The sequence below is a fragment of the Streptomyces sp. NPDC006643 genome, from assembly GCF_042870175.1.
Classification (GTDB): Bacteria; Actinomycetota; Actinomycetes; order Streptomycetales; family Streptomycetaceae; genus Streptomyces.
Genome location: NZ_JBIAHA010000006.1, coordinates 141749 through 164118, shown reverse-complemented (window position 1 = coordinate 164118; position 22370 = coordinate 141749). Strand labels below are relative to the sequence as shown.

Here is a 22370-nt window from a genome sequence, read left to right as displayed (position 1 = left end):
AGAAGACGGGTGCCCGATCCACTTTCCGGGTGCCCAGAGCATTGAAGGGCGACATGCGAGCAGAAGAGAATCGCAGTACGGATGACGTCATCGCGTTCCCTCAACCGGGAGAGATCGCAGAGTCGGTGTCCGCCCGCCACGCGCTGCCGGATACCGGCCCCGAAACGGAGGTCTCCCCGGCGACTGCCCTGAACGCCGAACGCGGGATCATCAACACCGGCACTGTCTACGGCGGCCAGCACGTCACCGCCATCGAGCTTTCCGGCCACGTCGACGGTGGAGCCGATGGGGACATCTGAGATTCCTCAAGGCGGCGACCTCGACACTCTTGTTGCAGCCCTGGCCGGCCGGGAGATGGTGGTCGTGGCTCCGCACGGCACCGTCAACACCGGCCTGGTGACGGGCGGCCAGCGGCACACAGTGTCCGAGCCGGCCGAAGGCGGCAAGGCAGCGGGGCCGATGCGGCAGGGCCCCGTCCGGGCAAAGCACCTGGAGACGGCGAGAAGGCGCTTTGTGCCGCCGCCCGGCTTCGAGGACGCGCTTGCCGCGCTCGATTCCGGCATCACCGTGCTCCTCGGAGAGCCGGGGACAGGACGTGAAACCCACGCCCTCAACTTGTTGGCCCATGGCATTGAGGAGCCCGTGCTCGTCCAGGTGGACCGGGCCGTCAATTTCTCCCGATGGGGACCGCGGGCTCACGGGGTGCACGGATACCTGGTAGTGGAGCCTCCGGACCCGTTCGCGCTCCGGGCATGGGATCTGTCCCGCCTGGAAACATCCCTGGCCGAGGCCGGGGCGCGTCTGATCATCGTGTTGACGGATGCCCCAGGGCTGACCGGCGCCCTGGCAGACCACTTGGGTATGCCGGTGGTGCACCACCATCCACCGGACGCACGGCAGGTCTTCAGCGCCCATCTCGCCGACGGCTCCTACGACGAGGAAGCGTACGCGGGGTGGCTGCGGGCCCTGGAGCCTGGTCAACTCGACGAGTTGCTGCCCGAAGGACTTCCGCCCCGATACGCGGCGCGGGCGGCGGAGACCGTGCTCCGGCTGGGTGTCGCGGGCGGAGCGATCGGCGCCGAGGTGCTGCGTCACGTGGCCCGAGCCGAGGGCTCCGAAGTCGTCGCCCGGTCCCAGACGGATCCCGCCCTCCGTGCCGACCTGCTCGCGATCACCGTCTACGGAGGGCTGCACCGCAGCGTGTTGACGGAGCGTGCTGGGGATCTGATCCAACTCGGGAGGTCGGGATGGGAGAAGAATACCGACGCCTCGAATTTCCACGGTCACTCGGCGGCGGGTACCCGCCAGCGGCCCTGGTCTGAGACCCTGCGGCTTCTCGGGGCGCACCATGCGCGGTGTGCCGCAGACGTAGCCACTGACACGGTGTCCTTCTTCTGGCCTGCTGTGAGCGAGGCCGTGTGGGAGGTCCTGTGCCGTGACCACACGGATCTCGTGCCCCTACTGCACTCTTGGCTCGCCGCTCCCGGCTCTGAGGCGGAGCAGATCGAACGGGCCGGGCGGGCGGTCGCCGCCATGGCGGTGGCGACCGGCGGCCGGTCCATGGAACACCTGCGTGACCTGGCGCTGGCTCCGTCGCGCCCAGCTCCCCAGGTGGCGGGATGGTGTCTGGGGGCGGCTGTTCAGGACCCGGCAGCGGGAAGGATGGCGGCTGACCTGCTCGAACAGTGGAGCGTCACGACTGAGGCGCCGCTGCGCGAGACGGTGATCCACGCCTGCCACCCGGACCGCGGCCACGTCACGGAAGAGCAAGCTCTGTGGTTGCTGCATCGGCTCATGACAACCCTGGATGACGACACGGACGCCCCATCCGTCGTCGTTGAGACGCTGGTGCGGCGTTTCGAAGCCGGGGATTCCGGCGCCAGGACAACCGTCCTGCGCCGGATGTGCGACTGGACACGACCGGAGGGCGTTCTCAGCTTGCTGACGGCCCTCTGCTTTCCCTTGATGGTGGACACCGACCGCTCGTGGTGGAGCGACCAGGTCCTCGCCGACGCCGAGTTGGCGTCCAGCACGGTTCAGCTGGCAGCACATGCCCTGAACGAGTCGGCCGCCTTCCCGGCCATGCGCGATGCCCTCCTCGACTGGTGTGCCGAGGCGGCCTGCGAGGAGCACCGGGCCCGGGCACTGCGCGAACTCCTCGATGGCTTGGTGTCCGCCCGCCAACCGGGCTTTCTTCGCTGGCTTCTGGCCGTCGAGAGGGGTCCGGACGCGATGCCTGGCAAGGAGCCGGCAGCCCTGGCGCTCGTTGCGTGGCGTGGCAAATCACCTGTCTCCAAATCCGAATGATCAGGAGGACCGATGTCACTTCCCCCTCACCCCGGCATCTTCGCCGCCGTCGAGCGTCACTGTGCTGACAGCGAGCCCGGGCCCCTGTTACGTCTCTACGACGGGTCGGAACAAGCCGGTGTACCAGTGGTCTTGGCACGGGCCCGCCAACTGCTCTATGACCGCTCTGCCTGCCCCGAGGCACGTGCGAGCCTGTGGCACCAGATCGCGGAGCGCGTCCACTCCGATGTCGTCGGGCCCGACTGGCCGGAGGCCGTCGTGTGGCTGGGACTCCCGGGGCTCCGCCGCACTGCTTACAAGATCACCTGGCGTTTCCGTGCCGAACGAGGCGATGTCGAGGCCGAACTGATCACCTGCTACCTCGAAGCGCTGGCGGGTCTCGCGACGGATGACCCCGACCCCGGCGGGACGGTGCTGCGTTCAGCCTGTTCACGCGTGTACGACGTATGGCGCCACGCTCGCCTCGAAATGGCCGTGGACGACATGGAGCGGGCCGGTGGCGCTCCCGTCGAAGGGGAGGCGGCGGACCACTGGCAGGCAGACTATGACCCGGCCCCGCGCCACCCTGGGCTCTCGGCCACGGTGCGGATCACCGTTCCCGCTCACCGTGTCGAGGGCGTACGCCTCGGCGTCCTGGCCCAGACCTGGGGAGTGGCCGACACCGCCACGAGCGTCGGATTCTCGGGCCAGGGTCGCCAGGTCGCCACGGTCTCCCTGCGCCGCGTACGGAGGAGCGGATGACCGACCGCGTCGAGACGCCCCTCACCTTCCGCGAGATCTTCAACCTCCCGGTCAGCGTCAATCTACGAACGGCGGCCAGAGCCTTCGGAATGTGCCTGGGTACGGCCTACCGGCTGGTGGCCCAGGACGCCTTCCCCTGCCCCACGGTGCGCGTCGGCCGACGCCACCGGGTGCTCACCGTGGACCTCCTGAGCGCACTGGGCATCGAGGAACGCCCGGTCTTCGCCGACGAGGTCGCCGACGGAGTGGCGCTCACTCTTTTCGACTGACTCCACCCTCCACCCTGTTGGCTGCCCGGCCACCGACAGGGCCTCCCCTGACCCACTGTCAAAGGAACCTGCCATGCCCACTTGCCTCGTCATCTGCGGAACCGCCGCCGCCGGCCCTCCTGGTCATTCCGCTCCGGGGGAGCGACACCGGTCCACGGTCCTCTACGAGGACATCGTGCGTCCCGCGTGTGCGCAGCTCGGTCTCACCTTCCTACAAGCGGACAGGCTCATGGAGGCCGGCCTGCCCATGGACCAACTGCTGCGCATGCTCACCGAAGTGGACGTCGTCGTCGCCGACCTCGGCGGATCCGGGGCAGAGCTGTCCTTCGGGCTCGGAGCGCGACACGCCCTCGGTCGGTGCACCATCCATGTCACGGACGGAACCGAACAGCTCCCGGGCCCCGGAACGACGCCTCGGATCCCGTTCCCGTCACACCCCGCCGACACCGTGACCGCCCGGCGGCAACTGACGAGCGTGCTGGCGGAGGAACTGGGCCGGGGCAGTGTCCTGTCGCTCCCCGGGGGATCGACCCCCGAGCCGGGCGTGGAGTCGACCGCCGGGGGCGACGAGGATGCCCCCGGCCTCTTTGATCTGGTCGTCGAGGCGGAAGCGGAGCTGGAGGCCATCTCCGGCGACATGGCCGACGTGGAGTCCGCCCTGGCGGACCTTGGGGAGATGATGGGGCTGATCGGCGAGGACATGGCCCGTGTCAGCCATCACGGGGCTTCGATGAACACGCGGATGGCCGTGATCAACCGCCTGGCCAAAGCCATCGAAGGGCCGGCCGACGACCTGGCCGCGGCGGCCGAGCGCTTCGCGGCGCGCATGGGGGTCAGTGTCGATGCGTTCCGGGCGTTCCTGGAATGGGCTGCGAGCACGCCGCGCCGCGAATGGCCTGAGGGCGCGGAGGATGTGCTGGAGCAGGTCGTCACGTCCCCCGAGGAAGTACAGGACGCGGCGGGCGCCTTCCAGGAAGTCATGGCAATGATCAGCATGTTCGGATCTTCCAGCCGTCAGCTGCGCCGCCCCTCCCAGCAGATCAACGCATCCCTTCAGACCATTTTCCAGAGTGTGGCCGTACTTGACGAACTTAGGAGCCTGGCCATGGCGCTGAGGGAGTCCCCGGTCTCCTCGGAGGACGCTGACGTCAGCCTCTGAGTTCCGCGGAGCCATCCCTGTTCCGCGTCTGCGCGACGTCGATGGGCGGGTCTCGTGAGAGGCGTGAACCATCTCTGAGCGCCGGACCAGCACCCGCTGGTCCGGCGCTTCAATTCGGCTCAGTATGGGGTCTCCTACGGCATGCGAATGGCGTGGCGCTGAAAATGGTCTAGACAACAAGGGAGGCCCAAGTCGTTGACTTGGGCCTTCGTCGTGGAGCGGGTGACGAGAATCGAACTCGCGCTCTGAGCTTGGGAATCACCCGGCAATCGGACCTCATTTGGCCTCTGGCCTGCGAAAATACCCACTATCGGGAGGGCTCTTGCTGTCTTCCCCTGCCTGCTGTTGACCGCTGTTCACGGCACTTACTGGCACGTTGTGGCACGAGGTCCCCTCAGCCGTCTCCGCCGGTTGCCGGTGCCCGCCCCACGATGTCGGACGGGGGCCCTCGGTAGGTGGTGCCGAGCTTGTTGACCACGCCCACGGTGGGGGCTGGGCCGTTCTTGAGACGGCTCACGTTCTTCTCGGGCAGCAGCACGCAGTCACCGACTTCGAGCGGGGCGTCCCCGCGCTAGCAGTATGCCCAGCATGTCCGCGAAGATGTCGGACTTGAGCGGTGACATGGCTGTCGCAACGCGAGCCCTCCAGGGCTGGTGATGACTCCGGCAGAGGGTTGCCAAATGGGGAGCCACCAAGTTGGAAGCCCTTCAGGGCTGATGACGACCGCGCAGCAGTACCCACCCGCCGGCCACACCTACCGTTGCGAGCCCTCCAGGGCTTATGACGACCCGGGTTCGAGGTGATCCACGCGAGCGTGACGGACCTGTTGCGAGCCCTCCAGGGCTGATGACGACCCTGCTCACCCCCGTCGACCCGGCCAGTGCGCGTGTTGCGAGCCCTCCAGGGCTGATGACGACAAGGGCGGCAAGGGCGCCAACGACGGACTGCAACTGGTCCTGTTGCGAGCCCTCCAGGGCTGATGACGACCCGGGAGGCCGCCGCCGAGAAGGCCGGCCGCGCGGCGTTGCGAGCCCTCCAGGGCTGATGACGACGCATTCCCCAAACCGGAGGTCCACCATGCCTGTGGTGTTGCGAGCCCTCCAGGGCTGATGACGACCTCGTGTGAGGTCGGCGGGATGCTCACCGTGTCGTTGTTGCGAGCCCTCCAGGGCTGATGACGACGGGAAGAAGAAGCCCGTCCCCGTACCGCCCCTCGCCCTGTTGCGAGCCCTCCAGGGCTGATGACGACCTCATCGTCAGCCTCGGCGTCACCAGCCTCACCGCGTTGCGAGCCCTCCAGGGCTGATGACGACATGGCTACCACGTCGGCCGGGAGTGCCGCACGTCTACGTTGCGAGCCCTCCAGGGCTGATGACGACCGCGAGGCGGTCGCCGCGGTCGAGCGGGTGATCGACGAGGTTGCGAGCCCTCCAGGGCTGATGACGACGACTTCGGGGTGGGTGAACCGCACGGGCTTGCCCAGGTTGCGAGCCCTCCAGGGCTGATGACGACACGGATCCGTGGCGGCGCGCCGTCCACGCCCGCTAGTTGCGAGCCCTCCAGGGCTGATGACGACACGGGTGCGCGTGGAGGAACAGCGGCCAGTGCGCGTGTTGCGAGCCCTCCAGGGCTGATGACGACTGGTACCTGCACACCGTGTCGCTTCAGGCTGCCCGAGTTGCGAGCCCTCCAGGGCTGATGACGACCACCTGTTGTGGTTGATCCGCGCGTACAGCCGCTGGCGTTGCGAGCCCTCCAGGGCTGATGACGACGGCAGAGGCGGCCAACGGCCGGGCCGTGGCCCGTGGTTGCGAGCCCTCCAGGGCTGATGCCGACCCGTCACCATCAACGCCCACAGGCTCGGCCAGCTCATGTTGCGAGCCCTCCAGGGCTGATGACGACACCGGGTCAGCTCCGGATGCGGATCGGCCAGCAGCTGTTGCGAGCCCTCCAGGGCTGATGACGACACGCGGCGTTACTGCGGGTGCCTCGCTTGGCGGCGCGTTGCGAGCCCTCCAGGGCTGATGACGACGGCGCGGGGAGTCACGGAGCGCGGGCAAGTGCCCACGTTGCGAGCCCTCCAGGGCTGATGACGACACGCGGCGTTACTGCGGGTGCCTCGCTTGGCCGCGCGTTGCGAGCCCTCCAGGGCTGATGACGACCGCTTCATGGACCGCAACGGGCTGCCGGAGGCGTAGTTGCGAGCCCTCCAGGGCTGATGACGACGCCCAGTGGGACGGCCACACGACCGAAGCGAAGTAGTTGCGAGCCCTCCAGGGCTGATGACGACCCGATGGTAAAGCCACAGGTCAGAACCCCCGCGTGGTGCCGTTCCGGCAGCGTTTTTGCAGCAGTCTGCCGGTAGTGCATCAGCGCAGGTCAAAGCAGCTTAGAGAATGTCGCCGGGGCCGCCGAGGTCGACTCCGAGGGTGCTGGATTCGATCATGTCGGGGGATCTGGCGGCGTACGTGACGATGCTGTCGTAGTCGGGGTCGATGGTGGTCTTGAGTGCAGCGATCAGGGCGCGGTACTGCGCCATGCTGAGTTCGCCCTGGAAGACGCTGGGCTGTGTCCAGTGGAGGTACTTGCGGCAGGTCTTGAGAACTTTGGGGTTGCGTTCGACGGCGGTGTCGTAGACGAGGATCACGAACATGCTCGATCACCACCAGGGCCGGAAGGGCTTGTAGGGGCGGTCTTCCAGGCACATGCGGACGATCTTGAGGGCTTCGAGGTGGATGAGTTCCTCGTAGCTGACTTTGCGCTTGAGCGTGCGGTGGTTGACGGTCGTCGCCAGTTCCTCCTTGACGAGGGCCGCGACTTTTCTGCGGCCGTCCTTGCTGAGGGAGGCGCGGGCGATATCGGTTTCGAAGTCGGACGGCTTCAGCTTCTTCTGAGCAGCTGCTCGTTTGATAAGCCGCTCGGCGAAGAGCGGTTTGAAGGGTTCGGCCAGGTCGAGGGCGAGGGTGTTGCGGCGACGGTCGGTGTCGGCGTGGAGGAAGCCGATCGCCGGGTGCAGCGGTGTGGTGCGCAGGGCGGTCAGGACGCGGGCGTAGACGAGGGTGTTGAGGTAGCTGACGAAGGCGTTGCCCGCGTTGGTTGGTGGGCGGCGGGTGCGGCCGTTGAGGCGGAGCCAGGCCGGTAACTGGGTGTCGAGGACTGCCCATGCCGTGCGGCGGAAGTTGCCTTCCTGGCCCATGATCGCGTCACTGTCCGCGCATTCGGGGAGAGCGGTGCGCAGTGACTGCAAGGCGGGGTCGAGGAGGTCGGTGTCCAGTGCCCACCGCAGGTTCTCCGCCGTGGCGAGTACGAGGGCGCGGCCGGTCTCGGCGCGCTGCTCGGGGTCGGCGGTGATCTCGACCTGTCGGCGTACGACAGCGGCCGAGGACATGGATTCCGAGGGGCTGAAGTGGCCGGCGTGGTTGCCGTAGTGGTCCAGGACGTGGAGGGCGACGCCGTTGCGGCTCAGCAGTGAGAGGGCCGAGGTGTTGATGTCGACGTGGTCGAAGGTGACCAGGTCGCGGATGTCGGTGATGGGGATGCGGACCGGGTTGCCGTCGGCGCGCTCGATGCGGACGCTGTTGTCCTCGCGGCGGATGCGGCAGGGTTCGGTCAGCCAGTAGGTGCGTCCGACGGCGGGCATCAGTCTCCCCAGCAGTAGTCGAGGTAGGAGCAGCCGCGGCAGTTGGCGCGGGTGAGACGGGGTGGTGGCTCGTGGGCTTCGATGGTGGCTCGGGCCCGGTGCTCGGACGCTTCGGCTTCCGCGCGGGCGGTGTCGTCCCAGGGGACGTTGGTGGTGCGGCGGATCAGGGGGTAGTGGATGGTGCCGCCTCGTACGGTGACGCCTCGGCGTTCGAGCAGGAGGCAGTAGTGGCGCACTTGGGCGGCGTGGGCGGGTGAGGGGGCGCGCGAGGACTTGGTCTCGTGGACGACGGCCCCGGTGGTGACCCAGTCGATCTTCGCCTCGCCGAGGTCGACGTCGCGGCGGCGCGTGAACGTTGTGTCGTCGATGACTTCGCCGAAGGCGACGAGGTCACTGCGCTGCTCGGGCCGGTAACCGCGGGTGTAGAGCCAGAGCTGACGCGGGCAGTGGTGGAGGTACTTGATGTGCACGCCGCCGAGCGGGGCGTTCTCCTCCTCCGGCCCGTTGGCGGAGCCAGGATCGGTCACAGGATCGTCTCCGGTTCCAGCGGTGGCTTCAGTCCGGTGGTCTCGTCGTAGACGCCGTCGATCACGTAGAGCCCGAGATCCTTGTCCCTCGCCGCGTTGTACGTCTTGAGCTGGCCGTACCGGAGCGGGATGAGCAGGCCGGCCGCGCGCAGGGGGTGGCCGTCCTTTCCGGTGGTGAGGTCGCGGTACTCCTCGATGTCCTCTCGGAGCAGGACCTCGACGCTGTCGAACTCCTTGCTCAGCTTCTCGGCGAACTCGGTGCGGTCGTGGAACGGGTCGGTGAAGGTGAGGAAGGTGGCCGCGAAGTCGTCTCTGGCCTGACGCGTTCTCACCTCCCATGCCTTACCCCAGTCGGTGTCGTAGGCGAGTTCGAGGAGGCGGTCGATGTCCTGTTCACTCAGCGTTTCGCCGCCTTCTGCGACGAGAGTGGTCAGGGCGTTCCAGGAGGCGTCAACGGCGGCGTCGTCGTACGGGCGGCCAGCGGCTGTTCGGTGGACTCGGAACTCGGCGGGGCCCTCGGGGTGCAGTGCCCGGCGGTTGACGCGTCCTGCCCGCTGGGCCACCGCCTCGATCGGGGCGTTCTCCACGGCTCCGCGGTCGAAGTCCAGTTGCAGCGAGACTTCGACGGTCTGTGTCGCGACGGTCAGACCCCCTCGGCGTCCCTGGTCTTCCGTACCGCGCTCGGGGTGACGTCGCAGCAGGTTTCGCTCGATCCGGTCGCGGTCGCGGTTCTTGAAGCGTGAGTGCAGCAGCAGCGCGGCGTAAGGGTCGTTGGGCAGACAGGTGCGGGCGTCGTCGGCCAGTTCCTCGTACAGGGCCTGTGCGGTGGCCACGGTGTTGACGACGGCGAGGACGCTGTGGCCCGCGTGCAGCCAGGCGCGGAGGCGTGCGACGCCTTCCGGGCTGGTGAGATGGTCCTCGTCCAGGACGAGTCGGTGGCGGACCGGGCTGGTGCCCTGGGGTGCTCGGTGGTGGGTCACCGGCTGGGTCAGACTCTCCTTGATGAGGGTGGTCATGGGTGGGGCCAGGGTGGCGGAGAGGACGGCGACGCGGCTGCCGAGCCGCTCCCACAGTCCCATCGCGGCACACAGGCGTCCGAAGGTCTCGGGCTCGTAGGCGTGGAGCTCGTCCATGACGAAGAGCGAATTGGTCTGTTCGAGAAGCACCGAGGAGTAGACGGGGCCGGCGATGGCGCCTCGTAGCAGCTGGTGTGGAGTGGCGACGCGAAGCCGCTGGGTGAACAGGCGCATGGCACCGGCGCGGGCGCGTGCCTGGCGGGCCATGGCGGCGGTCGGTTCGCCGGCCGGGGGTGTGCTGCCGTCGGGGCATTCGTCTTCCGCCGCCTCGCCGAGGAGCGTGTGAGCGACGGTGCCGTGGAGGAGTCCGATGTCCGGGCTGGCCTCGCCCGGAGCGGGGGTCAGGTCTCGCTGCAGCCTTCGGCGGGCGGCGTTGAGGGAGGCTCGGTACGGCAGAGTCCAGACGACACGGGGCAGGCCGGGCATCGTGAGTAACTGCCTTGCCGCCCAGGCCAGGCCGGCTTCCGTCTTGCCGCTGCCGGTGGGCGCCAGGAGGACGAGGTGCCCGTCGGTGCCGGCGGACAGCTCTTGGTGCGCGTAGGCAGGGTAGGGGAGCCGCTCCAAGTAGTCGGTGTGCAGCGGCATGTGAGTCTGGAACTTCTCATGTGCGGAACCGGCGTGGTCGGCGAGGGTGAGCGCGCCCTGGGCGAGAACGGCCAGCAGTCCTCGGTCCGCTGTGGTCGGTTGCCGCCAAGTGGTGAGCAGGTGGTCCAAAGTGAGCCGGGCGCGATCGGCAAGCGTGGGCCCGCCACCGGGGTCGGTGGGCGGGTCCATGTGCAGAGCGCCGGAAAGCCAGGCGAGGAGTTCCTGGTGCAGCCTGACGGTGACCTGAATCTGCAGTTCACCATCGGGTTGTGGCGTTCGGGTGAAGGCTTCTGCCCACCGCGTACGCGAGTTGTAGAGCTGAGACAGGCTCGGCTTCCCACTGCTGGCACCGGAGTTCGCCGTGTGCAGGGCCCGGTGGTGAGTGGCGACGAGCGTGGCGATCATCAGCCGGTCCTCGTCACTCCAGCCCCCGCCGCCTGCCAGCAGGTCGACGTAGGCCAGCGAGAGCACTTCATGACGCTGGCCCCAGAAGGTTCCCCCAGGCAGCAACTGCTGCTGGAAGCCTTGCGCGACTTTGCCCGCGTCGTGGAGCAGGGCTGCTTTACGTACGCGGGTCCAGAATGCTGGCTCGGTCGCGAGCAACCCGGCGGTGGCGAGGCGCTGTTCAATCTGCCCGACGTTGTTGTGGACCACTAGCGAATGAGTTGTCAGGCGCTCGGGGTCGTGTTTCGAAGCGGACTTGGCTCGGACGTCGGCCAGGCGGCGAGGCGCGGGCTCGCGGGTCAAGGGGCGAGCAGCCATACAGCCTGCCCCTCGTCGTCCTCATAAGCGTCGCGCACGGCGTGGGGCCCGGTGGGGGTGTCGCACCACAGGTAGTCCGACCACGCGGTGGAGAGGCGTTCGGCGGACACACTCGCCGCCATGCGGTGCACGGTCGCCTGGGGTACATCGTGGCCGTCCGCCGGGGCCACGGCATGATCGACAGTGGCTGTGGCTGCCGGACGCAGTGTGGTGCGCACCAGCTTTACGGGGTGAACGAGGTCCTGGGACCGTCCCAGACGCAGCGGCCATCGGGGGCGGCGTAGTGCCTGCGCGATGCGGTCGCCGTCGGTGCCGGGAAGCCAGACCGTGAGATGGACGTGAGCCAGGAAGGGACGGTCGCGGATGGTCATGCCTCCCTTGATGGCGCGCACGCGGCCGGAGACCGCCGGGTTGGTTCCGTCGGCGGAGATGGGGTGGTATGTCTCGGCGTCCACACCGGCGCCCTCGGCGTGGGCGGCCATCCCGAAGGCCAGAGGTTCGGCCGACTCTCCGGTGGCTGCGGCCAACAAACCGCGGACGGTCGACGGCGGGGGCAGCGGCAGGCCGCGAGTGAGACCCGGGAAGAGCGGATCGCGGAAAGAGGCGATAGGCGCCCAGAAATCCGCCCGCCACGCTGTTCGTGAGGTGTCCGACACCGAGATCACCGGGCGGGGTCGTCGAACCAGCCGTCGAGCTGGCCGTCCCGTAGTTCGGCGGCCAGATTACGCAGGACCGTACGCGGGTGGTCGATGACGATGGTCCCGTCCTCAATCTCCTGGGCGCACTCCTTCTCGAAGTCCTCCCGCAGAAGGTCGCGGAAACCGGGGCGCCAGCCGATCCGTACCGGGGCCTCCCACTCACCGTCCCACGCCATCAGCTCCTTGCGCAGAACGTCGCCACGGACGCGCAGTCCGGTCCCCTCCTCACCGTCCACACAGTGCGCCAGTGGGTTGATGCCGCCCTTGAACGGCACCATCACCAGCAGGTCAGGGACGCGGTCGCCGTAGTGGAGAGCCTGTTTGGCACCGCCGTTGAGGTGCGCGAGTGCCTCGAGGAGCAGTGCCGCCCGGTTGCGGCGTTCCTCGATCGGCAGCTGCACCGCTGGCTGGTCCCGGAAGATGACCGAGGAGGCACCGGCCTGCGCGGCCTCGGCAACCTGCATGGCCTCTTCCCGGTTGAGGTAGTTCGGGCGGCCTACACCTCCGGCGTCAGGCAGGGTGAACGTGCCGATCCTCGGCAGGTCCAGCAAGAACGGGGCTGCCAGATCCGCCGTGTAGAACTCGTGTCCGTGCAGGACTGGTTCGGACACGCCACGCGCCATGACGCCGAAGTCCTCGGTCGGATAGGCCGGTTCGACCGACATGAGAGTCCCCAGCATGAACGGGCTGTCCCGCGACGTGGTGGCTTCACCATCCTTCTTGGCGCCAGCCCTCATGTAGCCGAAAAGGTCGTCGTCAACGTAACGCACCGGGTTCGCCTCGGTGTTCGCTTTCTGCGCCCTGTTCTGGGCCTTGCCCACCCGGCTCACCGGCGAGGGGACCGCGCCGAGCTCGACCATCCCGTCGCGTGCCCAGCGCCGTACAGCCTGGGCCGAGACGTACGGGTAGTGCCGACCGCGAATGCTGGCGTACTTGACTCTGGACTTCGCCTCCTCGCCCTTGCCGTTGTTGGGCGCTCCGGCCCCGATAGCCACTACCATCTTGCCTGCCAGATAGGCCATTACGCTGCTCTCAACTCATCGTCGTCTTCGGCGTGCAGAATTTGCGCGTCCACGAGCCGTTCCGCACGAACTAGCTCAGCTGAATAGACGGCTCGTTCAGTCAACGCCACCCCCCGTACCTGAAGCAGCTGAAGGACAGTGGCGGAAAGCAGCATTCGTTGCTCCCAGGCCCGGGGGCGCTGCTGGATCAACGGACGCCAGTCGTCGGGGCCGGCCGCTACCACCCGGCCGTCAAGAGTCAGGCGGAAATGCGCTTGCATCAGCAGGGCACCAAGCTTGTAGTCGCTCAACGCAACGTTCCGGTACTCCGCGAGGCGTCCCCGAGGTGTGCCACCGCCATGTTCGATCCAGTCGACGATCACCGTCGCCACCGGCTTCAGGTCCGGGGTCATGCCCAGAATCTCCTCGGCGTAGATGAAGGCGAGCCGCGTCAGTGCAGCTCGATTCCGAAGGCTCCAAGACTTCTCCGGCTCGTCCAGAAGGCGGTGCAGCTGTGCCAGCAGCGATCGGCTGCGACCGTCCTCGGCCTCGAACAGCAGTCGCGCCGCCTCGGCTGAGCCACTGGCCACCAGCATCCCGTCCTCGTCACGGCGGGTAAGGGCCATTTCCAGCAGCCACCACCCCCGGCGAGGTTCAGCGTTTCCCTCCACTGCCGCAAGAAAGAGGGGCACAGCGCGACGAGTCCGCGTCACCCGCAGCCACGGTTCCTGGTTGTCGTTCTTGAAACTCCACAGCGTGGTGGCAGCTGACCGTTCCGGGCATCGGTCCCTAAGAGCCCTAAGGGCCAATCTCTCCGGCCGGTCAGCCTCTGCTGGCCCGCCGAAGCCAAGCTGCATAATCCGCTTGGCGCGCAGCACGTTGCGGGCTGTGAACTCGCGCTCTGCCGATTCCTGCTCACAGGAGACCACTGTTGCGGAACCCGGAGTGACCCACGCTCCGTACGGCAGAGCCCAGACGGCGATGCGGCACCCACGGCAAACCGGCCACCCCGCGAGACCGGGCGGCAACGTATTGAGCGCCTTGCTCGTGTCGTACATCGGCAGATTCGACTTCGTCCACACCGCCGCCGCAGGCGTACCGCAGAACGTGCACGGCCGTCCTGGGGAGCCCGGGACATCGGGCACGAACAGCGCCGTGATCTCCGGCATCAGAACGTCACGGTCGCGAGGCCGCTTGCTATGTGTCGCCTTGGAGTTGGGGTAGAGCGCGAAAAGCACCTTCCACCAGTCGTACGCCGCCGAGTCCTTCGGCGCCAAGGCGGCGGCCATCACGTCCTCGACCAGACGATCGGCAACCGCGTCCAGATCGGGCACGGTGACCTCCTGCGGTTCCGCCCGGCCAGCCAGCACCGCGACCGACCAGGCTCCCGCGCGCTGGATCGGATGACTCGTCACAGACAACGCCGGGATATTGGTTGCCAGCGCGCTCACCGGATCCACCCGAAGCCCTGCACCGTATCCAGCCCAACCCCCCAGGACCGTAACGCCTCAACAAACTGGGCATCAGCCTCCAACCCCACCCGCACCTGTGCCCCAATACGCGGCGCCCCCCGCACCGTGAACCGCCGACGCGGCCCCGCCTCCAACACGCGCACTCCACTCGGCGCTGGCAGCCCCAGAACATCAGCCTTGTGCGTGAGGTTGTGCTGCAGGCGTGCCAGATAGTGCTTGTCGCCCGGAAGGAGATAGCGATTCTCGTGCTTGAGCACGACCGGCGTCACCGTCTCCAGTTCCACCGGACCGTGCACCGGGACCTCGACATCGATGGCAAGGCCCCGCACCTTCAACCGCGCTGGCCCCCAAACGATCTCGGTACGAGAAGCGAGGGCCGCCACCAGAACCGCTGCGATCTCCGGCACCGGCGAGCCTAGCCACACAGACCCATCCCGCGATGTGGTGTAGACACCACGTTTCTTCGGCGCACCCCGGAACTGAGGGACCGTCAACCCCAACGGCTTGAGGGGCTGCCCGTTCCAGCCAGAATCGTGCAACGACTGCGCCAAAGCAGCATCCTGGCTGGCGAGCAACTCGTACATCACTGCTCGCGCCGGCCCGTGCACATGCTCCCAGCCCATGCTCTGCACATTCGCATCGACGTCCACCCTGACCCGCACAACACTCCCCAAAAACCATACCTAGCAACTCTGTTACATCACTATCGTCGTCGGCGGCGACAACGCGAACGTAGCGGACTAGGTCGATGTAAACTCCCATAGATGTCAAATCCCTCATCAGCACTCTAACTGTGCTATAGGGCAATCTGACTACGACCCCATCGGATGGTTGCCCTCTGTAGACCCTCCGACCTGGCCTGATGCGCTGCCGCTGGGTTGCTACAGAATCAGCCTTTCGAGGTCACGCAGGGGGAAGGAAACCGGGGCCATCTACCCCCGGGTGGTCGCCATCCACCCAGGACAAGTCCCAACGCTGGCGGTACATCTGGGCACTGACCATCAGGAAGGTGGTTGTCATCTAGCTAGGAGGGTTCGCAACGAGTGGCAGGCTCGCTACAAGGGCAGGCCCTCGGGCCGGGTGGTCGTGATCAGCCCATGAGCGCTCGGGACGCGTAGAGGCGGCAATCATCACGTGTCCGGGCTGACTGACTCGCCATCGCCCCGGCAGGCAACAGTGCAGATATCAGGGTCACGGCCAGGATCACCCTTTTCTTTCACGATCTTCGAATCGAGCGAAGACGTCACCGCTACCCACTCATCTTCCCTTTAGGGATGGAAACGAAGGATTCGCTCGCATGTGATTCCCGTAATCAACTCTAGAGAGTTACTTGAGACTCGCCCGACCACAAGAGTGGAGAATCGGGCGAGTTTTTTCTTACTTATCTCGACAAGAGACAAATGAGGGGACTGCGACCCTCGGTCAGCTATCCCCTGTCTGGTAATCACTTTTTCGCTGCCGTCTCCTGCTGTCTGTCAGCGTGTCACGTAGGGCGAATCCTTCCGATCCGAGATGATGAATCGGTGACGCGAGACGGTTGAAGGGGCGCACAAGAAGCACTCCAGATACCGCAAGGAGATTCCCAACCTCACAACCAGAAGGCGACCGCACATGAGTACTGGATCAGTCACCTCTTTGTCAGACCAGCTCTCAACAACCGCCCCTGCCCAACAAGCGGCACCTCTCGCAGCCGTGGCGGTGCTCGCGGTCTTGGTGCTGTTCTTGGCGACCGGGACTACCGCGTACCTCGTCTATGCGCACCCTCGGGTATGGAAGCCGCTTGCGGCTGCCCTTGCGGTTCTCGCAGTCCTAGTTCCGCTCGTCTACTCCACGATCTCTGAATAACAACTAGTGACCTGAGTCAGAGATTCGTCGTTGGTCGGGTATGAGTCGTCCGGGTCCGAAGATTCCGCCGTTGTCGGTCACTGATGCCCAGCGGGCGGTGCTGGAGGGCTGGTTACGACGGCGCAGGCTCTGGCTCTGCGGTCGCGGATCGTGCTGGATTGCGCCGACGGCCACTCGATCATGGAGGTGTCCCGCCGGCTGCGGGTTGTGCCGGACGCGGTCCGCATCTGGCGGCGTCGCTTCATCGAGCGGGTGATCGTCAAGACGCTCGAGGAGACGCCGAAGAACGCGACGCACTGGTCGACGAGGTCGATGGCCGCGGCCACGGGAATGTCGCAGTCGACGGTCTCGCGGATCTGGCGGGCGTTCGCCCTGGCCCCGCACCGGTCGCAGACGTTCAAGCTGTCCACCGACCCGCTGTTCATCGACAGGGTCCGCGACGTTGCCGGTCTGTATCTCGATCCGCCGGAGAAGGCCCTGGTGCTCTGTGTGGACGAGAAGTCGCAGATCCAGGCACTGGACCGGTCCCAGCCGGTCCTGCCGATGATGCCCGGTGTTCCCGAACGCCGCAGCCACGACTACGTCCGCGCCGGCACCACCACCCTGTTCGCCGCCCTCGAAGTGGCGACCGGGAAGGTCATCGGCTCCCTCCACCGCCGCCACCGGGCAGCGGAGTTCAGGAAGTTCCTGACCAAGCTCGACAAGGAAGTCCCGGCCGGCCTCCAGGTCCACCTGATCCTCGACAACTACGCGACCCACAAGACCCCCGACATCAAGAAGTGGCTGCTGGCCCATCCGCGGTTCCACCTGCACTTCACGCCGACCAGCGCATCCTGGCTGAACCTGGTGGAACGGTGGTTCGCCGAGCTCACACAGAAGAAACTCAAGCGCGGCGTCCACCGCTCCGTCCAGGCCCCTCGAACACGACATCCGCACCTGGCTCGCCGACTGGAACGAGCACCCCAGACCATTCCACTGGACGAAGACAGCCGACGAAATCCTCGAAAAAGTCGCCGCCTCCTGCCACCGAATCTCTGACTCAGATCACTAGTCTGTTTCGTTTGGATCATCGAGTGGATCAGATGAAGATGTCTGCGAGATGGATTCCGGCGAGGTAGATGGCTGCGGTCTTGTCGTAGCGGGTAGCGATCCCGCGTCATTTTTTGAGGCGGTTGATGCAGCGCTCGACGGTGTTACGCAGCTTGTATTCCTCCCGGTCGAAGACAAGCGGTCTGCCGCCCCGGCTGCCCCACCGCAGTCGGTGGCCCCGTTGATCTGCCGGGGCGGGGATGACTGCTCGGATTCCGTGTTGGCCCAGGTGCTCGCGAATCGCGCGGGAGGATTACGCCGTGTCGGCCAGAACCACATCGGGCCGACTGCGGGGCCGCCCTTTGCGATGTCACTGTTCTTGTTAGAGCCGCTTGGGCTGATGACGGCTCGAGGAATACGGCAACTGGGTCCTGGTCAACCTCGGGTTGCGAGCCCTACGGGGCTGATAACGGCTTTGGCTCGGCGGATGGGCTGCGGCAGTCCATTGCGGCGCTGAAGTTACGAACCCTCCAGGGCTGACGACAACAGCACGCCCTCGGCACCGCCAAGCGCACCGCACCCCTGTTGCGAGCCTCCTGGGCTGATGACAACGTTCGAGCTGTCACCGCACATGTTTGGCTACACCACATTGGGAGCCCTCCTGAGCTGATGATGGCCCGGCGGGAACGGACGCCAGCATCATCCCCTGACGAAGCAGTTGCGAGCCTTCCAGGGCTGATGACGGCGACCTTGACCGCCCGCTTCACCACCAGGACATCCTGTTGCGAGCCCTCCTAGACCGATGACGGCTGGGCTGGACCTCCTGACCGGTCTGCGGTTCCTGGCAGCGTTGGGAATCCTTCTGGGCTGACAACGGCGAGTTCGGCCAGCCGATCCTCGTCGGCCACCACAGGTTTCGAGTCCTCCTGGGCTGTTAACGGACCGAGCAGCTCTTCACGAACGAGGCCCGGATCGCCGCGTTGGGAGCTCTCCAGAGCTGATGACGCGCGCCTGTCTCCTGGGACGCAACATGGCCACGTACTTGTTGCGAGCCATCCAGGGTCAATGACGGCCCGCCGTCGCCCGGCCGAGCTGAGGCGAGCCCTTGGGTTGCGAGCCCTTCAGTGCTAGTGGCGACAAGATCGTCGCCCGCGCGGGCCTGCCCGGCTTCTGGTTGCGAGCCCTCCTGGGCTGATGACGACACTGGGGCAAGCGCTCCGGCGTAGTCCCAGTCGGGGCTGCAAGCCCTCAAGGGCTGACGACGACCCCGCTCATCCTCTACACCATCGCGCAGGCGGTGTTGTGAGCCGTCAAGGGCTATTGATAATCAAGGACCTTGAGACCGCAAGCATGGAACTGGTCGTGCTTCGGGCCTCCCTGGGCTAATGACGACCCGGCTACGTGGCCTTACCGCCCAGCTCGCCTAAGTATTGCGAGCCCTTCTGGGCTGACTACGCCCCAGCATCGGACGCTCTTCGACGCAAGTGCGCAGAAGATGTGGCGAGCCCTCCTGGGCCACTGAAAGACCACGTGCCCGACGCTCTGCCTCACGGCCTGTCGCGAGCCTCCTGGGGCAATGCCTACCTCGGGCCGTGGATTCTCCGTTGACCCAGCTCTGATGGAGTTGCAAGCCCTCCAGGGCTGATGATGACTCCGGTCAGACTCTCACGAACGAGTGCGTCTTCACGTTGCGAGCCCTCCAGGCTGATGACGACGCCCGAGGCGCCGTGCGCGGGATGGAGGCTGCGATGTTGCGAGCCCTCCAGGGCTGATGACGGCTCCAGCACGTCCTCGACCACTGGGACCACCTGCGGTTGTGAGCCCTCAGGGCTGATGACGGCGGCCCAACGGCTGTGAGGCTTCTGCCCGCGGATCACGTTGCGAGCCCTCCAGGCTGATGACGACTTAGGAACGCCGCAGTCCCGAACCTTGCTATCAAGTTGTTGCGAGCCCGCCAGGGCTGATGACGACCGGCACGAGCCTAGGGCTAGGACCTCGGCGGGCTGGCGTTGCGAGCCCTCCAGTGCGGCTCGCTGAGTACGTGCAGATCCGTATACGGAACGTGTTGCGAGCCCTCCAGGGGCTGATGACGACGCGTCCTCAAGCTCCGCGCCGAGACCTACGCCCTGGTGTTGCGAACCCTCCAGGGCTGATGACGGCGGGTGTGGGCTGGGTCGAAATGAGGTTCATCACCCCGTTGCGAGCCCTCCAGGGCTGATGAGGACGCCTACACCGACCCGTACAGCCTGCTGCCCCCGCTGTTGCGAGCCTTCCAGGGCTGATGACGACCGGGACTTGCAGTACATCACCGTGGTCGCCAACTCGTTGCGAGTCCTCCAGGGCTGATGACGACTCCGCCGGCGGCGGGATACGCGGTCCGGCCGGGCCGCGTTGCGAGCCCTCCGGGGCTGATGAAGACCCGTGACGCTTCCCCCGCCCCTGGGCGATGACCCCCAGTTGCGAGCCCTCCAGGGCTGATGACGACGCCGGAGGCGCTCAGCGAATGGCGCGTCACGACCGTCTTGCCAGCCCTCCAGGGCCGATGACGACCGGCTGGGCTGGGCGCTGGTCGCGGTCGGCCACAACACGTTGCGAGCCCTCAAGGGCTAATGACGACTTACACACGCCATTTCGATCTTGGAACTCGGCAGCAGTTGCAAGCCCTCCTGGGTTGATGCAGATGAGGCGCTCGTGGGTCCGGCGTCCCAGTCGGCGAAACTGCGTACGGCAAAGCTCTTCCGGGATCAGAGTCCCGTGCGTACTCAGACGGCAGCACCGTAGCGTCGGGGGTCCGTTGTCCGGGCGATGAGTGGTGTGTGGTTTTCAAGTCGTCGTGCACTTCCGGGGCCTTCCCGGCGTGACCTCTATGGACTCTACATCTGGTAGTCGGGATCATTCTCAGGGTGCTTATATCTGTCTTCTTTCGCTTGCCCGTTGATCGTTTATGACCTGTTGTCAGTGGCCCCTGCTAGACCAGTAGGAGAGATTCCAGTGCGGGGATTTTCGTGTGATAGAAGTATCTCCGCAGTCGGCCGTATCGAGACAAAACTCGTACCGACACGACCCATTCCGCGGGTGCATCCGTGTCCCGCTGACCTGCAGGAAGGGAGGAGACGTGCGCTTACGCGTTCACGTCAGAACACGAGCGAGAGAGATTCCTTGGGATCAGGTCATCGCGCCTGGCCGCGGCATTGTTTACTCCGCGCTCACTCGCCAGGCTCCGCAGCTCGGATCCAAGGTTCATGACTCCGGGTGGGGCCCGCACCGGATTGCTCCCTTCGGATATGGCGCCCCTGAATTCCGGGCCCCGAGACGGGAGCGTGGTGCTTACGTCGCCGGCGGCCCCGGCACGGTGGAGTTCGGCAGCCCCGTCGGGGAGATCGTCGAGGCGTTGGCCAAGGACTTTGCGATGATCCCCATCCTGGACTGGGGTGGCGTGGCGCTGAACATCGAGGCCGTCGCGCACCTTGAACCGCCGGCCTTTGCCTCCGGTCGCGGAAGGTTCCGCACCGTCAGCCCCGTCGCGATCAAGAGCGAGCTGACGCGGGAGCCGGAAGACAGCCGCAGTGGTGGGGTGTGGATTCTTCCGGGCGAAGCCGGATTCGACGTCGCGCTCAGCCACAGTCTCCGTCGTAAGGCGGAGACCTTCGGCTACGGGCCGGTGACCCTGGAAGCCATTACCTGGATCGGGCGTCAGCGATCGTTCTCCGTTGTCGGTCACGGCAGTGATGCCTCCGGCCCAGTGCATTGGGGCAAGAAGACCGGCGCCCCGGTGGAGATCGAGGTGTCCGGGCCGCCTGCGGCGCTTCAGGCCCTGTGGTCGTGTGGCATTGGTGGGGCGACATCCGCCGGGTTTGGGTGGGTGAGGCAATGACGGCGGTCGTCGTTGCGCAGGACGAACTCCGGCTCACCGCACATCCCTTGCAGCGTGCGGGCGCGTACGCCATCGCCGCCCTCGCCAAGGCAGGCCACCCGCACGCGGTCACCAGCGACCAGTTCCAGCGAGTCATCAAGACCATGATCGGGGACCTCGTCGCTACCAGCACAGTCGTCAAGGGCAGCGCAGGCTGGTACCTCAAGGGACTGTCGTACACCCTGTGGCCGAACTGCGCCCTGCACTACAAGAGCAAGTGCACTCCTGCGGGGATCGCCACCTGGCGCTCCGCGCCCCCCGCGGAGGAGTGGCCCGACGCGCCGTGCTCTCTGTGCGGGCGGCCCGCCTGCGGCTGGTACGGGAACGTCGATATCCCCATGGGTGCCAGCGTCGAACACCGCAACACCACCGCACCCGACCATCAGGGCACGCCGTTGTGCTTCCCCTGCGTCAGCAGTTTCCATGCTCTGCCCTACGTGTTCACCGCTGGAGGCGGCCTTCTCTACGGGGTCCACTCCTGGGACGAAGAGTTCATGGCCCGTGCCACCCGCAGCGCGGTCCCTGCGAATCGGCGCAACATGGCTCTCCGACGCGACCTCAAACGAGGCGGCGGCTTCTTCGCGGTCGAGTTCGCTGCCTTGAGGGCGCTGCGCTGGTGGGACCGGCGCATCACCGCCGGGGTGCAGGCCATCCAGTTCAGCAACAACACCAGGGACATGAAGTTCCACGTCGAGGACATGGGCCAACCCTTGGCCGAGTGGCTGCGCTCAACCGCCTCGGACTCCGGACGACGGATCGGATTCCGCTACCTAGCCCAGAGTCAGGCAAGTGCCAAAGTCCCCGGACTGCGCATGCTCGCCTGGCGCGCGTTCAACCAGCCCGCGCAGATCCCCGCTCGGGCCACCGGATGGATCCGCGACCAGATCAGCGAATCCGGCCGTATCCCAGCCGCGGTGCCGCACCTGGCACCCCTGGTCCGCACCTACCTCACGGAGGTCCTGCACGTGCTGGAAAAAGACGTCGGACACGTCACCACCGTCGCCCGCCGCATCGCCGACGTCGTCACCACCAACGACGACAAGCGTCTCAAGAAATTCGTCGTCGCCACACGCCGGCCCAACGACCTCAAGAGCTGGCTGCGCAGCGAAATCGCCGGCTGGGCCAGGAAACGCCCCGCCGACACCGCAAGCGACCCTTTCATCAGCGTCGCGCAATGGCGGGTCCTCTTCGACGCCGGCAACAGCTCCTGGAGCGCCCGCGAGCTGCTCTTCGTCGCGGTCTTCGAGGAACTCTGCACCCGCGGAGCCAGCGTCGAAGCCACCGATGAAACCACCACCGACGACGACTTCAAGACCCTCGACACGAACGACTTGGAAGAGAGCTAA

At 66.5% G+C, this 22370-nt stretch carries 16 protein-coding genes, 2 pseudogenes and 1 CRISPR repeat array; of the genes and pseudogenes, 8 read left to right on the top strand and 10 right to left on the bottom strand.

The window, feature by feature from the left end; all coding sequences use genetic code 11:
• The first annotated feature begins 53 nt into the window (after positions 1-53).
• The 5 genes from ACFYNU_RS10490 (at position 54) to ACFYNU_RS10470 (ending at position 4476) form a co-directional block, all read left to right on the top strand.
• Complete coding sequence (locus ACFYNU_RS10490) at positions 54-299, top strand: S-type pyocin domain-containing protein (RefSeq protein WP_356587588.1); 246 nt, start codon at positions 54-56, stop codon at positions 297-299.
• Positions 286-2307 carry a hypothetical protein gene (locus tag ACFYNU_RS10485; protein WP_356587586.1) on the top strand — a complete coding sequence of 674 codons (2022 nt, stop codon included), beginning with the start codon at positions 286-288 and terminating at the stop codon, positions 2305-2307. The genes ACFYNU_RS10490 and ACFYNU_RS10485 overlap by 14 nt, the downstream gene beginning before the upstream one ends.
• A gap of 12 nt (positions 2308-2319) precedes the next feature.
• A complete protein-coding gene (locus ACFYNU_RS10480) occupies positions 2320-3048 on the top strand; it encodes a hypothetical protein (protein WP_356587584.1) in 729 nt (242 codons plus the stop codon).
• Entirely contained in the window at positions 3045-3317 is a 273-nt protein-coding gene (locus ACFYNU_RS10475) for a DNA-binding protein (protein ID WP_327235382.1), read from the top strand. The genes ACFYNU_RS10480 and ACFYNU_RS10475 overlap by 4 nt, the downstream gene beginning before the upstream one ends.
• Before the next feature lie 229 nt (positions 3318-3546).
• A complete protein-coding gene (locus ACFYNU_RS10470) occupies positions 3547-4476 on the top strand; it encodes a hypothetical protein (RefSeq protein ID WP_356587582.1) in 930 nt (309 codons plus the stop codon).
• 394 nt (positions 4477-4870) lie between these two features.
• Here the strand turns inward: ACFYNU_RS10470 and ACFYNU_RS10465 are convergent, their stop codons facing one another.
• The 9 genes from ACFYNU_RS10465 to cas6 form a co-directional block, all read right to left on the bottom strand.
• A complete protein-coding gene (locus ACFYNU_RS10465; protein ID WP_356587580.1) occupies positions 4871-5014 on the bottom strand; it encodes a hypothetical protein in 144 nt (47 codons plus the stop codon).
• 94 nt (positions 5015-5108) lie between these two features.
• A CRISPR array of direct repeats spans positions 5109-6766; the repeat unit is 29 nt; unit sequence GTTGCGAGCCCTCCAGGGCTGATGACGAC.
• A 99-nt stretch (positions 6767-6865) separates the two neighbouring features.
• Positions 6866-7129 carry a CRISPR-associated endonuclease Cas2 gene (gene cas2 / locus ACFYNU_RS10460; RefSeq protein ID WP_356587578.1) on the bottom strand — a complete coding sequence of 88 codons (264 nt, stop codon included), beginning with the start codon at positions 7127-7129 and terminating at the stop codon, positions 6866-6868.
• A gap of 6 nt (positions 7130-7135) precedes the next feature.
• The gene (cas1b, locus tag ACFYNU_RS10455) at positions 7136-8116 is read right to left on the bottom strand and encodes a type I-B CRISPR-associated endonuclease Cas1b (RefSeq protein WP_356587576.1); all 981 of its coding nucleotides are present in this window, start codon (positions 8114-8116) and stop codon (positions 7136-7138) included.
• A complete protein-coding gene (locus ACFYNU_RS10450) occupies positions 8116-8643 on the bottom strand; it encodes a CRISPR-associated protein Cas4 (RefSeq protein ID WP_356587574.1) in 528 nt (175 codons plus the stop codon). The genes cas1b and ACFYNU_RS10450 overlap by 1 nt, the downstream gene beginning before the upstream one ends.
• A complete protein-coding gene (gene cas3 / locus ACFYNU_RS10445) occupies positions 8640-11066 on the bottom strand; it encodes a CRISPR-associated helicase Cas3' (RefSeq protein WP_356587572.1) in 2427 nt (808 codons plus the stop codon). The genes ACFYNU_RS10450 and cas3 overlap by 4 nt, the downstream gene beginning before the upstream one ends.
• A complete protein-coding gene (gene cas5, locus ACFYNU_RS10440) occupies positions 11048-11722 on the bottom strand; it encodes a CRISPR-associated protein Cas5 (RefSeq protein ID WP_356587570.1) in 675 nt (224 codons plus the stop codon). Before cas5 ends, cas3 begins: the two co-directional genes overlap by 19 nt.
• 5 nt (positions 11723-11727) lie before the next feature.
• The gene (gene cas7i / locus ACFYNU_RS10435; RefSeq protein WP_356587866.1) at positions 11728-12765 is read right to left on the bottom strand and encodes a type I-B CRISPR-associated protein Cas7/Cst2/DevR; all 1038 of its coding nucleotides are present in this window, start codon (positions 12763-12765) and stop codon (positions 11728-11730) included.
• Between the two features lie 20 nt (positions 12766-12785).
• A complete protein-coding gene (locus ACFYNU_RS10430) occupies positions 12786-14216 on the bottom strand; it encodes a hypothetical protein (RefSeq protein WP_356587568.1) in 1431 nt (476 codons plus the stop codon).
• Entirely contained in the window at positions 14213-14887 is a 675-nt protein-coding gene (gene cas6 / locus ACFYNU_RS10425) for a CRISPR-associated endoribonuclease Cas6 (RefSeq protein ID WP_356587566.1), read from the bottom strand. Before cas6 ends, ACFYNU_RS10430 begins: the two co-directional genes overlap by 4 nt.
• A 1235-nt stretch (positions 14888-16122) precedes the next feature.
• Between cas6 and ACFYNU_RS10420 the strand changes: the two are divergent.
• A pseudogene (locus ACFYNU_RS10420) lies at positions 16123-17133 on the top strand (IS630 family transposase).
• Between the two features lie 27 nt (positions 17134-17160).
• Here ACFYNU_RS10420 and ACFYNU_RS10415 read toward each other — a convergent pair.
• Positions 17161-17472: pseudogene (locus tag ACFYNU_RS10415) on the bottom strand (transposase); the annotation flags it as partial.
• Between the two features lie 2991 nt (positions 17473-20463).
• On the opposite strand from ACFYNU_RS10415, the gene ACFYNU_RS10410 reads away from it, so the two are divergent.
• Both ACFYNU_RS10410 and ACFYNU_RS10405 read left to right on the top strand, forming a co-directional pair.
• Positions 20464-20985, top strand: coding sequence for a CRISPR-associated endoribonuclease Cas6 (locus tag ACFYNU_RS10410; protein ID WP_388765794.1), 522 nt, complete (start codon positions 20464-20466; stop codon positions 20983-20985).
• Positions 20982-22370 (top strand): hypothetical protein, encoded by a 1389-nt coding sequence (locus ACFYNU_RS10405; protein WP_356587562.1) that lies wholly within the window; start codon positions 20982-20984, stop codon positions 22368-22370. Before ACFYNU_RS10410 ends, ACFYNU_RS10405 begins: the two co-directional genes overlap by 4 nt.